This is a genomic window from Paenibacillus sp. cl123 (assembly GCF_900101595.1).
Lineage (GTDB): Bacteria > Bacillota > Bacilli > Paenibacillales > NBRC-103111 > Paenibacillus_G.
On record NZ_FMYY01000003.1, the window covers coordinates 68,462 to 82,965 of the forward strand.

General features: G+C 57.6%; 10 protein-coding genes. 6 read left to right on the forward strand and 4 right to left on the reverse strand.

Features of this window, described 5'->3' with window-relative positions; translation table 11 throughout:
- Nucleotides 1–94 precede the first annotated feature (94 nt).
- Nucleotides 95–517 (forward strand): PaaI family thioesterase, encoded by a 423-nt coding sequence (locus BLR08_RS06945; protein ID WP_072328448.1) that lies wholly within the window; start codon nucleotides 95–97, stop codon nucleotides 515–517.
- Nucleotides 518–672: 155 nt separating this feature from the next.
- On the opposite strand, the gene BLR08_RS06950 is transcribed toward BLR08_RS06945, so the two are convergent.
- Nucleotides 673–3,273 (reverse strand): GH116 family glycosyl-hydrolase, encoded by a 2,601-nt coding sequence (locus BLR08_RS06950; RefSeq protein ID WP_072328450.1) that lies wholly within the window; start codon nucleotides 3,271–3,273, stop codon nucleotides 673–675.
- 141 nt (nucleotides 3,274–3,414) lie between these two features.
- On the opposite strand from BLR08_RS06950, the gene BLR08_RS06955 reads away from it, so the two are divergent.
- Both BLR08_RS06955 and BLR08_RS06960 read left to right on the forward strand, forming a co-directional pair.
- On the forward strand, nucleotides 3,415–4,293 hold the full coding sequence (locus tag BLR08_RS06955; protein WP_072328452.1) for an AraC family transcriptional regulator: 879 nt from the start codon (nucleotides 3,415–3,417) through the stop codon (nucleotides 4,291–4,293).
- Between the two features lie 184 nt (nucleotides 4,294–4,477).
- Nucleotides 4,478–5,719, forward strand: a complete 1,242-nt coding sequence (locus BLR08_RS06960) for an aminopeptidase (protein WP_072328454.1) — start codon at nucleotides 4,478–4,480, stop codon at nucleotides 5,717–5,719.
- Nucleotides 5,720–6,150: 431 nt separating this feature from the next.
- Here the strand turns inward: BLR08_RS06960 and BLR08_RS06965 are convergent, their stop codons facing one another.
- From BLR08_RS06965 to BLR08_RS06975, 3 genes are all read right to left on the reverse strand, one after another.
- A complete protein-coding gene (locus BLR08_RS06965; protein ID WP_072328456.1) occupies nucleotides 6,151–7,509 on the reverse strand; it encodes an MATE family efflux transporter in 1,359 nt (452 codons plus the stop codon).
- Between the two features lie 167 nt (nucleotides 7,510–7,676).
- Nucleotides 7,677–7,895 carry a cold-inducible protein YdjO-related protein gene (locus BLR08_RS06970; protein WP_072328458.1) on the reverse strand — a complete coding sequence of 73 codons (219 nt, stop codon included), beginning with the start codon at nucleotides 7,893–7,895 and terminating at the stop codon, nucleotides 7,677–7,679.
- 235 nt (nucleotides 7,896–8,130) lie between these two features.
- Complete coding sequence (locus BLR08_RS06975) at nucleotides 8,131–10,101, reverse strand: diguanylate cyclase (RefSeq protein ID WP_072328460.1); 1,971 nt, start codon at nucleotides 10,099–10,101, stop codon at nucleotides 8,131–8,133.
- Between the two features lie 307 nt (nucleotides 10,102–10,408).
- Here BLR08_RS06975 and BLR08_RS06980 point away from each other — a divergent pair, with 307 nt between their 5' ends.
- The 3 genes from BLR08_RS06980 (at nucleotide 10,409) to ppdK (ending at nucleotide 14,374) form a co-directional block, all read left to right on the forward strand.
- Nucleotides 10,409–11,254 (forward strand): SDR family oxidoreductase, encoded by an 846-nt coding sequence (locus BLR08_RS06980; protein ID WP_072328462.1) that lies wholly within the window; start codon nucleotides 10,409–10,411, stop codon nucleotides 11,252–11,254.
- Between the two features lie 205 nt (nucleotides 11,255–11,459).
- Nucleotides 11,460–11,690, forward strand: coding sequence for a GapA-binding peptide SR1P (locus tag BLR08_RS06985; protein WP_072328464.1), 231 nt, complete (start codon nucleotides 11,460–11,462; stop codon nucleotides 11,688–11,690).
- 17 nt (nucleotides 11,691–11,707) lie between these two features.
- Nucleotides 11,708–14,374 carry a pyruvate, phosphate dikinase gene (ppdK, locus tag BLR08_RS06990; protein ID WP_072328861.1) on the forward strand — a complete coding sequence of 889 codons (2,667 nt, stop codon included), beginning with the start codon at nucleotides 11,708–11,710 and terminating at the stop codon, nucleotides 14,372–14,374.
- Nucleotides 14,375–14,504 lie beyond the last annotated feature (130 nt).

Consider the following 14,504-nt stretch of genomic DNA (forward strand, 5'->3'; position numbering starts at 1 on the left):
TGGCTGCTGGAAGCGGGTGTCATAGCCTAGCGGGAGGCGAACGGCCTGCAGGCAGCCGGCGGATCGAGGCGTCATAAGCACGGGAGGACCATCTATGGATAAGGAAATATCGGAATTTCTGGAACGGATCAGGGAGACGGCCTCAGGCACGTTCTGGGACTATGTCGGAGCGGAGCTGCGGACGCTTGCCCCGGAGCGGGTCGAGGTCACGCTGCATGTTCAGGCGCATCATCTGAATACGTTCGGCATCCTGCACGGCGGGGTCAGCGCGACGCTGCTCGATTCGGCGATGGGCCTTGTGGCGATGGCCGCCAGACCGCGGGATACCGTCGTAACGACGAATCTGCATCTGCATTATGTCGCGCCCGTGAAGCAGGGCCGGCTTAACGTAACGGCCGAGATCGTGCATAGCTCGCGCAAGCTGATTACGACGCAGGGGCATGTATACGACGAGAGCGGAGCTTTATGCACGTTCGGCACAGGCACGTTCCGGGTGCTGGAGAAGAAAACTCCGTAAGTAAGCTTGTGGCCTTTGCCTGGATGCCTCAACAACCTGATCGCTGTAGGTCAGGTTGTTTGGGCTGGCAGAAATGGCGGGGCAAGCTGACATCGGTTCCATTTGACAGCTAGGGGTGTGAGCCAAGCGATTGACGAGGCATCGCACGCGCCAGATTAAACGGCAAACTCAATCCACAACGACTGCCCATCCGCAAGCAGCGCGGTTTCTGCCAAATGAATCGCACCGTCCTGGATGCGGAAGCTCAGCTCGCGGCCGGCTGTGCGGACGCTGTTTATTTTGCCGAGCAGATCCTGAGGGAGCGACAGCTTGCTGAGCTGCAGACTGCCCCCTAACAGCTGCAGGCGGGCTCCCGTTTGCGTAACTTCGAACGTTCCCCAGCCGCTGCCGAGCGACCAGAAGGTACGGAAGCGGCCATGCTCGTACCGGGCGGGCCGGAAGCCGATGACGTTTTCCACGAGATCGAACTGGAAGCCGCTGAAAGCGTTCAGCAGCGAATAGCTGGCCATCGAGCGGGCGTAGTTGCTGCCGCATTCGATTTCGTTCCACGGGTTGCGTTTCTCGCCGTCGTACCGGTCGCGGATCGCCTGCACGATCTCTATCCCTTCGTCGATCATGCCTTCCTGGATCATATGGGAGGCGACCTGATATTCCATGCCGGTCATCATCTCGGTCGCGTACGGCACGGGGAGAAACGGCTTCTCGCGACCGCCCGGCCAGGAGCAGATGACAAGTCCGGCTTCGTCGTTCAAGGCGAACAGCCGCCAAGTATTGGGCTCGTCCCTGAGCGATTTCTTGAAGTTATAGCGGTACAGCGAGCGCAGCGCGCTTGCCGTCTGGGCCGGGTCGAAAATTTCGCCCAAGCCGCACAGGTTGGCATGCCATTGGGCGAGAACCTGGTCGATCGCGCAGCCTTGGCCAAGCTGGTATTTGATCTCGTTTTTCTCCTCGTTCCAATAGCGCTCAACCGCCTCGTCCCCGAAGGCGTCCAGAATGGATTTATCGCCGAGGTCGATCTGCTGCCCGTAATATTCGCCGTTGAACAGCTGCTCGTCCGTCCACTGCTTGCCCGACTGGAATATTTTATCGTACAAATCCGCCGTTTCCGCTTCGCCCAAATGCCTGGCCATCTCGGCTCCGGCTTTGAGCGCGGCCAAATAAAATCCGTTCAGCCAGGAGCTCGGCCCAAACAGCTCCATGTCCAGCGTATGATGCAGTCTGCCGGTCAGATTGCCGGTCTGCTTCGGGTCCCATCTGTCCTCGTTCGATTCGGCCCAGGCGAACTCGATGGATTTCTTGATTGCTCCCCAGCTGCGGCGCAGCCATTCGGTATCGCCGGATATTTTCCAGTCCCGGTAAGCTTTGATCACGCCGCCGAACTGGCCGTCCACGCAAGCGCGGAACGTTGAGGCTTCCCTGCCCAGTGGCAGCATAAGGCGGAAAGACATCTTCCCGTCCTCCCGCTGGTTGTAGCGGAAGTCCAGGTCGCGCATGCTGCGCTCCAGCTTGGGGAACAGGAACGGCAGCGCATAGGCGTAATTCCACACATGCGTGCAGGAGCCCTCGCAGCTTCCTTCATCCTCGATGCAGCCCTCGAAGCCATAGAAGGAGCCGTCGGTCAGTCTCAGCGTGGTAGCCGATTTCAGCACCGACAGGTTAGCGGATACGGCTTCTTTGACCACTTCCGGCACCGTTGAGCCAAATAGGGCATGTGTAAACGTTAACGTATCGTCCAGCAAACGGCCCCAATGCTGAAGAGCATAGGCTGCGCTGGCCAAAGAGTCTTTGAACAGCGTTGCATAATAATTTTTCCAGATGGTCGTGCCGCCCGGCTCCTTGTTCCAGAAATTATGCACATTGGGGAAATTCCAGCTGATGACGAAGCGGACTTTTTCCTTTTGGCCCGGTTGAACGGTGAAATGTGCGGCCAGGGAAGCCATATCCGACCGGCTTGCGTCTGCAGGCGGGTCTTCGGTATAGCAGCGGTTGGCGAGCCGGCCGGGCGAAGTGAAGTCGCGCCAGAACATCTCCAGATCGTCGAGCCATAGCCCTCGGTACCAGTACTGCTGGCAGCTTGTATCGGCGGCGTCCGTTGCGATGGAGATGTCGCCATAGCCGTCCTCGTCCTCTCCGCGACGGCGGGAGGAGAGCTTTATCACCTTCAGGGGATGTTCATCCTCAAGCGATGTTTCCTCGTATGCGTTGACCGTCTGGCCGACAGCCTGCGGATTGCTGGAGCTCAGGCACACCGTGTAGGTGATGGCCTGCCCGGTCGTATTCTCCACCTCCACCTCAAAGAAAGCCGCAGGCAAGCTGGAATCGCGGTCGTTCAGCGGGATGAGCGGGTTATAGGCGAGCAGCTCGACAGCTCCGGGAAACGCCGGCTCGCGGAAGCTCATCGTGGCGACCGGGAATTGTCCGGTGAATGTGGTATGGCGAAAATGCGGCAGCCCAGCCATCGTATACGTGTCCGGCCCGAAGCCGTAGCCGCTGTGCAGGCCCGCGCCTCGGCGGGGCTGGCCCATGTAGGGCGGCTGCAGATCGCCGTTCAGCACCCGGGCGTCCAGCACCCGGCCGTTCTGTTCGGCCTTGATGGAGAAATGGCTGAAGCTGTTGACGCTTCTCTTATTTGGACGGTTGAATATTTCCCAGTCGATCAGCCTTCCGTTGCCCGCCAAGCCGATCGAGCCCGTGCCGATGCCGCCCAGCGGAAAGGAAATTTCGCGGGTATTCTGGTCTTTGTACAGTTGGCTCATTGCAGATAATTCCCTTCATCAAGATTAGACTTGCCGAGCAGCGCTGCTAGCCTTAATAATAAAAGATATATCCGCCGGGATCATTGCAGATTGAATCTGAATTTGGTGTAAAAAACAACTGAATTTATCGGAGGTACCCCGTTGAAGCTTGATGATTATGATGTTGTGCCGTATATTCGCAACGCGGATTATGCGATACGCCCGCCGTTTTTTCTCGGGGAACGCAGTCTGCTCGATTATTTGATTTTTTATGTGCAGGAGGGCACCTTCGAGATCCGGCTGGCCGGCCGCACCCATATTCTGAAGCAAGGCGATCTGTGCCTGCTGCAGCCGGGCGATCAGCATACGATACGCGGGCTTGACGATACGATCAATCCGTACGTGCATCTTGATTTCTTCTACCAGCCTGCGCGCGGGCAGAGCTTCATTACGCTTCCCGGGCAGGTGGATATGGAGCCATATGCTCATCTGATGCAGCCGAGGCTGAACGATTTTGCCGAGTTCGAGCTTCCGCTTAAATTGAACGTGAGTCAGCCGCAGCGCATGCGCGACCTGCTGATGAAGATGATCGAGGCATGGCGGCTGCAAACCTATATCGGCAAGATGAGCGCCCAAAAGCTTGCGCATGAGTGGTTTTTGGCCATGGCGTCCGATTTTATGAAGTCGCCCCAGCAGCCGCCCACCCATGCCAAGCCGCTGCTGAATTGGATCACATCCTACTTCGCTTTCCATATCTCGGAACCGATCAAGGTGGAGGACATGGCCAAACGAGCGGGATTGTCGCCGTCACGTTTTAACGTTGTGTTCAAGGAGGCGTTCGGAGTGACGCCTTATCAATATTTGCTCAGCCTGAGAGTCGAGCACGCCAAGGAGCTGCTGGGCAACGGTTATCCGATCAAGGTTGCCAGCGAATATTGCGGCTTCACGAGCGTTCATTATTTCTCAAAGGCGTTTAAAGGCGCTGTCGGCCTCACACCGGGACAATACAAGGCGGCAAGGCAGCACGGCGGCGAGCGCTAAGCGATAATGCGAACGACCCGCGACTGGACAGAGCGTCAGGTTCTTTCGATCTGACTTTAATAAAATAAATTGGATTTTATTTACTTTATGGAGCGCAGTTCTTGGATTATGTCATCATTAGGTTTATAATGGTACAGGCTGAATTTCAAGAAATATCCCATAGAGAAGCAAGGAGTTATGACAGATGCGATTATTTGACCGGAAGTTAGAAAAATATGCGGAGCTGGTAGTGCGTATCGGCGTAAATATTCAACCGGGACAGGTGCTGTTCGTCGAATCCCCGCTGGAGGCGGCGGAATTCACCCGGAAGGTCGTCAAGAAAGCTTATGAGGCCGGAGCCAAATATGTACAGGTACAGTGGGACGACGAAGAGGTGACGAAGGCGAGGTTCCATTACGCCCCGGATGAATCGTTCAACTATTATCCGGCTTGGACGGCTTCCATGATGGAACAGCTGGCTGAGGGCGGAGGAGCGCTGCTCAATATCAAGGTGCCGGACCCGGAGCTGTACCAGGGGATTGATCCGCAGAAGGTGACGAGGGCGACGAAAGCCGCGGCGCTGGCCCGCAAGAAATTCCAGGGCTATGTGCGAAACAAAAAGTTCAGCTGGTGTCTGGTCAAAGCGCCTACCCGCGCCTGGGCCGGCAAAGTGTTCGCCGATCTGCCGGAGAGCGAACGCGTGAACGCCATGTGGGAGACGATTTTCAAGATGACGCGAGCCGACCAGGCAGACCCTGTCGCCGCCTGGCGGGAGCATATCGCAACCTTGACCCGGGTGAAGGGCGTGTTGAACGAGAAAAAATTCCGCCGCTTCCACTACCGGGCGCCGGGGACCGATCTGCTCGTGGAGCTGCCGGAAGGCCATGTCTGGCATGGCGGAGGCACAACCGACGACCGGGGCGTTTACTTCGTAGCCAATATGCCCACGGAGGAAGTCTATTCGATGCCGAAACGGACAGGCGTAAACGGTACGGTAACGAGCACGAAGCCGCTTAACCTGAACGGAAGGCTGGTCGATGGTTTTGCTTTGACCTTCAAGGACGGGAAAGTCGTCGATTTTACCGCCGACGCCGGCTATGAGTATCTCCGCGATCTGCTGGATACGGATGAAGGCGCTCGCTACCTGGGCGAGATCGCGCTCGTGCCCCATGATTCCCCGATCTCGAATCTGAACCGGGTATTCTACAACACGGGCATCGACGAGAACGCCTCCTGCCACTTCGCCTTGGGCAGCGCCTATCCGTTTACGATCGAGAACGGCACGACTATGAGCCAGGAGGAGCTGCTGGAGCGCGGCGCCAACGTCAGCCTGACCCATGTCGACTTCATGGTCGGCTCGGCTGAGCTCGACATCGACGGCGAGCGGCCGGACGGCACGTGGGAGCCGGTGTTCCGGCAAGGCAATTGGGCGTTGGGAGTGAAGTAACGGTTGATTTAGGGGCTGTCCTGCAAGACAGCCCAAGGAGCAACGGAAAACCGCACAAAAGGTTCCCACCCCATGGTCAGAGCAGGGATATGTGCGGAAAACCGCACAAAAGGTTCCCGCCCCATGGTCAGAGCAGGGGATATGTGCGGAAAACCGCACAAAAGTGTCCCGCTCCGTGGTCAGAGTGGGGGATATGTGCGGAAAACCGCACAAACACTCGTGCCTCCTAGTCGGAATAGAGGATTGACGTGGAAGTTCCGTTACGACTTAGGCCGGCCGACAGGGGCCAGTGCGCGGTGTTGATCCATCGGCTTCTGAAGTGGTTACATTTTATTAATTCATAAAGGAAAGCAAACAACCGCTGCGCCAGTTTCCTCGGGTACAGCGGTTGTGCTTATTTGCGGCTGGATTCGATAAGCCAAGCCAGCTCCCTACATAGACGCGACGTTCACCGAGCGCCGCTGAATATAAGACAGCCTGCCGTACAAGCCTGCCGCTCCAAATGCGAGTCCTGTGATCAGTCCGATCCAGAAGCCGAATGGACCAAGGTCTGTATACCGGGCCAGCGCCCAGCCGAGCGGCAGGCCGACAACCCAATAGGACACCAGCGCGATGAAGAAGGTGATATTCACATCCTTGTAGCCGCGGAGCACGCCCTGGATCGGAGCGGCGATCGCATCGGCCAGCTGGAAGAAGATGGCGTAAGCGAGAAATTGCCGGGTCAGTTCGAGCACCGCCGTCTCGCGAGTATACAAGCCGGCAATCTGCTGGTCGAACAGCAGCAAGGCTACCGTACACAGCGCCGCCATGGCGATGGCCAGGCCAATGCCGAGAAGGCCGTACACCCGTGCATCCTTGAAGCGCCCGGCTCCCACCTCGTACCCGACCAGAATAGTCAGCCCCATCGAGATGCTGAGCGGGACCATGTAGAGAAACGAGGCGAAGTTGATGGCAGCCTGGTGCGCGGCAATCGTCATGGTGTTGAACTGGCTCATCAGCATGGTGACGGCGGCGAAGATGCTCGTCTCGAAGAAGATCGCCAGCCCGATCGGAATGCCGATGCCGAGCAATTCCTTCCAAGCCGGGAGCGATACCGGGTACACCCGGCTGAAGATGCCGAAGCCGGAGAACGGCTTGCTGGCCCACGCGAAAGAGGCGGCTATCGCCAGCATCAGCCAGTAAGTCGTCGCGGTGGCTACCGCCGTGCCGACGCCTCCGAGCTCGGGAGCGCCTATTTTGCCGTAGATAAACACATAGTTCAGCACCGCGTTCACGGGAAGAGAGAGCAGGGAGATCAGCATGCTGATCCGCGTCTGTCCCAGGCCGTCGAAGAAACAGCGCAGTACGGTGTACAGAAAGTAGGCGGGGACCCCGAAGCCCATCACGACAAGATACCGCTGGGCGATCGAGCGAACCTCGGCCTCCAGATTCATCAGATTCAAAATGGGCTCCAATGCCCATACGCCTGCGGCTATCACAAGCACTGAAAGAAGCGCGGCCAGTAAAAATCCTTGCATGACTTTAAAGGCAACCCGGTCCTCGCCCTTGGCGCCGATCAGCTGTGCGACAATCGGGGTGACGGCGAATAAAATGCCGCCCAGTCCGGTCTGAACAGGTATCCAGATGCTTGTTCCGATGGCGACCCCTGCCAGGTCGATCGAGCTGTAATGACCCGACATGAAAATATCGAAGAAGCTCATAGCGAACGTGGTGAGCTGAGTGACCAGCACAGGCAATAAGATGGCAAGCAGCTGCCTGATTTTCTGCGAATAAGTAAAAGTCTGTTTCATGATGCAATCCTTCCCGGTTCGTGAATAAAGCAAGCAAACTCTGAACATTATAGCAGAAACTGGGCGGCTTCGTATAGGAAAAGGCAGGCAGAAAACGAGCGGGGATCGCCACGGAAAGAAGCCGCCGTACTCAGGTTGAATACGGCGGCTTCATGATGGATGCAGAATCAGGTCGTTTTCTTTGTTTTCCGCGGTTTTTTGGCCAGCGATACGGCCGCCAGATGCTTGTAGCTTCTAATCGTAGGCCCGCTGCAGAGCGGACAGGCGGGATACGGAGCCGGCGAAAATTCTTCACGGACCCATGCTTTGCATGAGGAGTCCTTGCATTTCCAGATCACGGTCGGTTTTAATTCCGCTTTGGGAGCTTCTTGCTTCTCCAGGTTCAATTCTCGCACCTCCCTTATGTAAGCTTCTCTATAGTAACCGAATCCTGCTTGCTTCATGCAGGTTCGGCTGCGGGTGTCCGAAGGGAAAGGACTGGGATTTACATGTCGCCGCGGGACCCGTCTCTCTCGCTTCTGACCGGCCGTGGAACAGGAAACGGCCGCCCGCACGTGCACAAGCCGCCACCTTTCCCGCGCTTGCAGAGCAAGCAGGCGAAAGGCCGCGGCAGTTTGGCGCTTATTTAGGAAGAAGGCCGGGCTCAGCGCACACGGCAATCCGGTTGCGTCCGGCTTTTTTGGCCTGGTACAAGGCTTTGTCGGCCTGCTCTAAAGCGGTTAGCTCGGCCATGTCGGGGGATGGCGTGAAGCTGTATACGCCGATGCTCACCGTGACGCAAGCTGCGGCCGTAGAACTGGCATGCGGAATCGCCAGCGCCTCCACGGAGGCGCGGACAGCTTCGGCAACCGCAGCGGCTTCTTCTTTATCCATGCCGGACAGGATCAGCGCGAACTCTTCACCTCCGTACCGCGCGGCAAAATCATTGGGCCGCTGCAGCGCATGCTGAATCGTATGGGCTACCTCCTTGAGGCAGCGGTCGCCGCCTTGATGACCGTATGTATCGTTATAGCCTTTGAAGCAATCGATATCGCAGAGCATAATCGCGATCGGTGTCCGATTCAAACACGCTTTTTTCCACTCCCGATTGAACATCTCATCAAAATAGCGACGGTTGCTGATCCCGGTCAAGCCGTCGACCATCGATAGCTGAGTCAGCTTGCGATTGGCATCCAGCAGCCGCTGCTCAACCTCTTTATGCTGCGAAATATCCCGGATAATGCTGCTGAACGACTGCAGCCCCCCTGTGCTCCAACTGTTCAGCGACAGCTCGATCGGGAACTCGGCTCCGTTCTTGCGAAGGCCTTTCAATTCGATGGTAGAGGGGATTGGCTCCAGGCTGCCGGTCCGCGATAAGGCGGTAAATTCTTGGACTTGCCGCTCCCTGTACGACTCGGGAAAAATCATGTTCACAGGCCGGCCCAGCATTTCCTCGGAGCTGTACCCGAATATATAAGTCGCCCCCTGGTTCCAGGAGGTAATATTCAGCTGCTGATCGGTCAAAATAATCGCATCATGGGCCGACTGCGTTACGGAAGCGAACTTGCTCTCCGAATCCTTGAGCGCCATGGCAAAGCTGATCATGGGCGCTATCTGATGGATCATATTCAGGTGCTTCCGACGGAAAAACTTCGACTGGCTGGCCCCCAGATTGATGAGCGCAATCACCGAGCCGTTGTATAGAATAGGAACATGCAGGGAAGAACGGGTGCCGCTTTTGTACAGCTGGCGCTCGATAAGTCCCATCGGCCGCTCGCGTTTCCAGTTGGAATACAACAGGGATTGACCGCCTTTTGTTTTTTCGATCGCCTCGACGTCCTTATCCCCGACCAGAGTCATCGGACTCGTATAGGTCTTTAGCTTGTAGAGACAAACCAGACGGTACCGGTGACGGTCGATAGCCAGGATCGAGCCGGTCTCGGCGCCAATCATACGGATCAGAGCGAGCAGCGTAAGCTCGTAGATCCGCGTTATGGAAGAGTTCATGAATTGATGCGACAGATTCAACACCGTTCGCTGCAGCAAATATGCCGTCTTTAGAAGGTGAAATAATTGAATAAGGCCGCCTATCGTCGCCGATCCGAGAAGCAGGAACGCATGCATATAGGGCATCACGGCAAAAGCCTGTTCGCCGCCCAGCAGAGTGAGTAAAGTGAGACTTAATAAGAGCGAGCCTGCGGCTGCCATCAAGCACCACTTCAGCCAGTGACTCCGCAGCAGCATGCAAATAATCCCGGCTAACGCCCCGAGCACAAGCGCGCTGGCTGATGCCGCCAGAGCGGGAGAGGTGGTGCCGTAATACATGATACGGAAGGCCGCGATAAGCGACGCGGCAAGCAGCGAGGCCGGAAGCCCGCCGAAATAAGCGGCGCTCATGATAGCCAACTGCCGCAGATCCAAAATAATTTTGTCGTAATGAACGCTGCAGAGCATCAGAACGATGCCGAATCCGCCTTGCAGGAGACCGATCCCGAGCTTGGTTCCTATGGACCGGCTGAGCTTGCGGAGGTCGAGCAGGATGACGGAGAGCGAAACCAGGGTGAAGATCAGGATGAAGTTGATCATAAGATCATGTATGACACCATGCAGCAAAACAGTCTTCCTCCCCTAATTCTCCCTAAATTCCGCTAACATTCGACATTACTAAATCATACCGTGTTCATGCTCGTATGTACATAGAATTTCCATAACTGCCGCCGAATTGTTACATTTTTTTGAAATCTCAGTGCGTATAACCTCCGGTGATTGTTCGATTTCTCGGAGTACGCCTGACTTTTCAAGATGTCGTAAGGCATTTATCCTCGTCGGACAGCCTTCCTGGGAAGGGATGACTTTACGCCGCGCCGGGGCTCCTGCATACTGGATACAGGGATTAGCAAAAGCTGGAGGGAGGGGCGGTATGATCGGCGAAGGACATAAAGTAGCGTTAGTTACAGGCGCCTCCAGCGGCTTCGGCTTGCTGACTTCGGCAGCGTTGGCGCGCAAGGGATATATCGTGATCGCCACGATGAGAAATCCGGCTGCTTCGGGTGCTTTGCTCGAGCAGGCGGAGCGTGACGGAGTGCTGAACCGGATCGAGACGATGACGCTGGATGTGACGGATTTTTCTGCAATCGAAGCGGTGGTGAGGACCGTCCGCGAGCGGTACGGGCAGATCGACGTGCTCGTCAACAATGCCGGGTTTGCGGTAGGAGGCTTTATCGAGGATGTCCCCATGGAGGCGTTCCGCAGCCAACTGGAGACAAATTTGTTCGGCTTGATGGCCATTACCAAGGAGGTGCTGCCGATAATGCGGGAACGCCGAAGCGGTTATATCGTGAATATCGGCAGCATGAGCGGGAGATTCGCTTTCCCGGGCTACGGGGCTTATGCCGTCTCCAAGTTCGCCGTGGAAGGCTTCAGCGAATCGCTTCGTCTGGAATTGAAGCCGCTGGGCGTGCATGTCGTGCTGCTTGAGCCGGGGGCGTACCGGACTGCCATCTGGCAGAAGGGCTTTGCTTCCATTCATACGACCGAAGCATCCAGCTATCGCAGCCGGTTGGAGCGCATCCTGCGAATTACGAAGCGATCGGCGGAGGCTGCGCCGAATCCGCAGGAGGTGGCGGATACGATCGTAAGCATCGTCGAAAGTCCGAAGCCCCGTTTCCGTTATCCGCTGGGCAAAGGCTCCTCGTTGGCGCTGCTCGCCAAAGCTATCGTACCATGGGCTTGGTACGAGCGACTGGTGGAACGGCTTTTGAAGTGAGGCAGGCGCTCCTCGAGGCGCGGCTTTCGAAGGGAACAAGCAAGCTTGCGTTGCAGATTCTAACATAAATCGTCAAGATCGTCCGGCTCGGGCGGTCTTTTTTGCCTATTTTATTAAAATTCGGATATTTAATATGTACAAAAACTTAAATAGTATGTATTATATAATAATTATAACGTACTTTATAACAATTGGAGGGATGATCATGAGTTCTTATATCGGAAAAAGTATGGAGGATAACTTGACCGCTGGTTCGCATGAGGTTTCGGCATGGACCGGAGCGTCGGCAGGTCTGGACTTGGGTACGGTGCTTTGCAAGCATTGTGACAAAATGATCGATACGCTGGATTCCGATAAGTCGGCGGTTTATTACTCCGATTGCGGAGAGGCGGAATGTCTGGAAAGACGAGCGGAAAAAGCGGCAGGTGGACGATGAGGGGGGAGAGCGGTTTGATCGGACAGAAGTTTATATATGTTTTTGAAGAAGGCCGAGCGGACATGCGGGCTTTGCTGGGCGGCAAGGGCGCGAATCTGGCCGAAATGACACGCGTCGGCCTGCCTGTGCCTCCGGGCTTTACGATATCGACCGAGGCTTGCCGGGCATACTTCAGGCAATCGGATTCCTTTCTGGTCGAACTGCTGCCCGAGCTGGAGGATGCCGTCAGGAGGCTGGAGCTGGCCAAAGGGCAGCGGTTCGGCGATCCGCTGAACCCTTTGCTCGTATCGGTTCGCTCGGGCTCCGTAGCCTCGATGCCGGGGATGATGGATACGATCTTGAATCTCGGCCTTAATGACGAGACGGTGGAAGGGCTCGCCGCAGCAACCGGTGATCCGCGATTCGCCTATGACTGCTACCGCCGGCTGATGCAGATGTTCGGCCATGTCGTGCTCGGCATCGAGTCGCTGCGCTTCGAGCAGGCGCTGAACCGGATCAAGCGGGAGGCGGGCGTCCGGCATGATCATGAGCTCCCGGCGGCCGCGTTAATCCGATTGATTGAGGAATACCGGAGCTGCTATATGCGGCATGCGGGCCGCGAATTCCCGCAGGATGTGCAGGAGCAGCTGCGGCTGTCCGTAGAGGCGGTGTTCCGCTCCTGGAACAACCCGCGGGCCCAGTTTTATCGGAGACTGAACCGGATTCCCGACGATCAGGGGACGGCTGTGAACGTGCAGAGCATGGTGTTCGGCAACAAAGGGACGGATTGCGGCACCGGGGTGGTATTCACCCGCAACCCGTCGACCGGCGAGAAGGCGTTGTTCGGCGAATATTTATTGAACGCCCAGGGAGAAGATGTCGTGTCTGGCGTGCGGACCCCGCAGCCGGTTGCCGTACTGGAGCGGGAGCTGCCCGAGGTGTTTGCGCGGCTTGCCCAGATAGCCGCTGAGCTTGAGCGTCACTACCGGGATATGCAGGACATTGAATTCACCGTGGAGCATGGCGAGCTGTACGTGCTGCAGACCCGCAGCGGGAAGCGCAATGCGCAGGCCGCGTTGAAGGTCGCGGTAGATCTGGTCGGGGAAGGGCTGATTACGCGGGAGGAAGCGATCGGCCGCATCGAGATGGCGCATCTCGATCAGCTGCTGCACCGCGCGCTTGACGAGTCGGAGGCGACGGATGTGCTGGCAGCAGGGCTGCCGGCCTCTCCGGGCGCAGCCGTAGGACGACTCGTCTTCGAGGCGGAGACGGCGATCGAGTGGAGCCGCAGCGGCACGAAGGTTGTGCTGGCCAGACAGGAGACAACGCCCGAGGATATCGGAGGCATGTCGGCGGCGGAAGGCATCCTCACCAGCCGGGGAGGGATGACAAGCCATGCGGCGGTCGTCGCCCGGGGGATGGGCAAGCCGTGCGTATGCGGCTGCGAGGAGATCCGCGTCGATACGGAAGCGAGACAGCTGATCGCCGGTTCCCGTACGCTGGCGGAAGGCGACTGGGTGACGCTTGACGGGACCAGCGGCAAGGTAATGGCGGGCGTCGTCCCGCTGAAGGATGCGCAGATGTCGCCGGAGCTGGCGCAGATGCTTCGGTGGGCGGATGAGATCCGCACGCTGCAGGTGTATGCCAATGCCGATACCCCTCATGACGCCAAGGTAGCGCGGACATGGGGCGCCGAAGGCATCGGGCTGTGCCGGACGGAGCATATGTTTTTCGCATCGGACCGGCTTCCGGTTGTGCGCGAGATGATTTTGGCTGAGGATGACGCCGAGCGGGCGGTGGCGCTGGAGAAGCTGCTGCCGATGCAGCGGGAGGATTTTGCCGGGCTGTTCCGGGAGATGGATGGGCTTCCGGTCACGATCCGGCTGCTCGATCCGCCGCTCCATGAATTTTTGCCCCACGCGGCCGAGCTGCAGCAGCAGCTGGCGGAGCTTGCCGAGGGAGAGGAGCGTCAGCGCGTGAAGAGGCTGCTGCGCAAGGTGCAGGCGCTGCAGGAGGTCAATCCGATGCTGGGCCAGCGGGGCTGCCGATTAGGCATCGTATTTCCCGACATTTACAAGATGCAGATCGAGGCTATTTTCCAGGCGGTTTCTCTGGTCGCTGCCGATGGCGTGCAGGCTGTTCCCGATATCATGATCCCGCTGGTCGGGGATGCAAGCGAGCTGAGAGCATTGCGGGAGCTTGTCGATCAGGTAGCGGAGCAGACGCTGGAAGGCAAGCGGACGCAGCATCCTTATAAGGTGGGAACGATGATCGAGGTGCCCCGCGCGGCGCTGACGGCGGGCCGGATCGCCGCGCATGCGGACTTCTTCTCCTTCGGCACCAACGACCTGACGCAGATGACCTTCGGCTACAGTCGGGACGATGCGGAAGGAAAGTTTCTCTCCCATTATGTAGACCGGAAGCTGCTTCCGCATAATCCGTTTCAGGTGCTCGACGAGGAGGGAGTCGGGCAGCTGGTCGGGATGGCTGTAGCTGCCGGCAGGGCGGTCAAGCCCTTCCTGAAGAACGGCCTGTGCGGCGAGCATGGCGGTGACAAGGACTCGATCTTCTTCTGCCGGCGCATAGGGCTCGATTATGTGAGCTGCTCGCCATACCGCATTCCCGTAGCACGGATAGCCGCGGCCCAGGCGGAGCTGGCCTGGGGCGGTTCGGACGCTGGCCTGCCGTCAGCCGATGCCGTGTAGGCATCGTTGCCGCGTCTGTCAGTCAAGAAGCCTACGATCCACACGTAATGTGGGTCGTAGGCTTCTTGGTTTGTAACGCGTGTGCTCCTTCATTGCCCGGCAGCCTTGCCTCAACAGGACTTAAGACGGC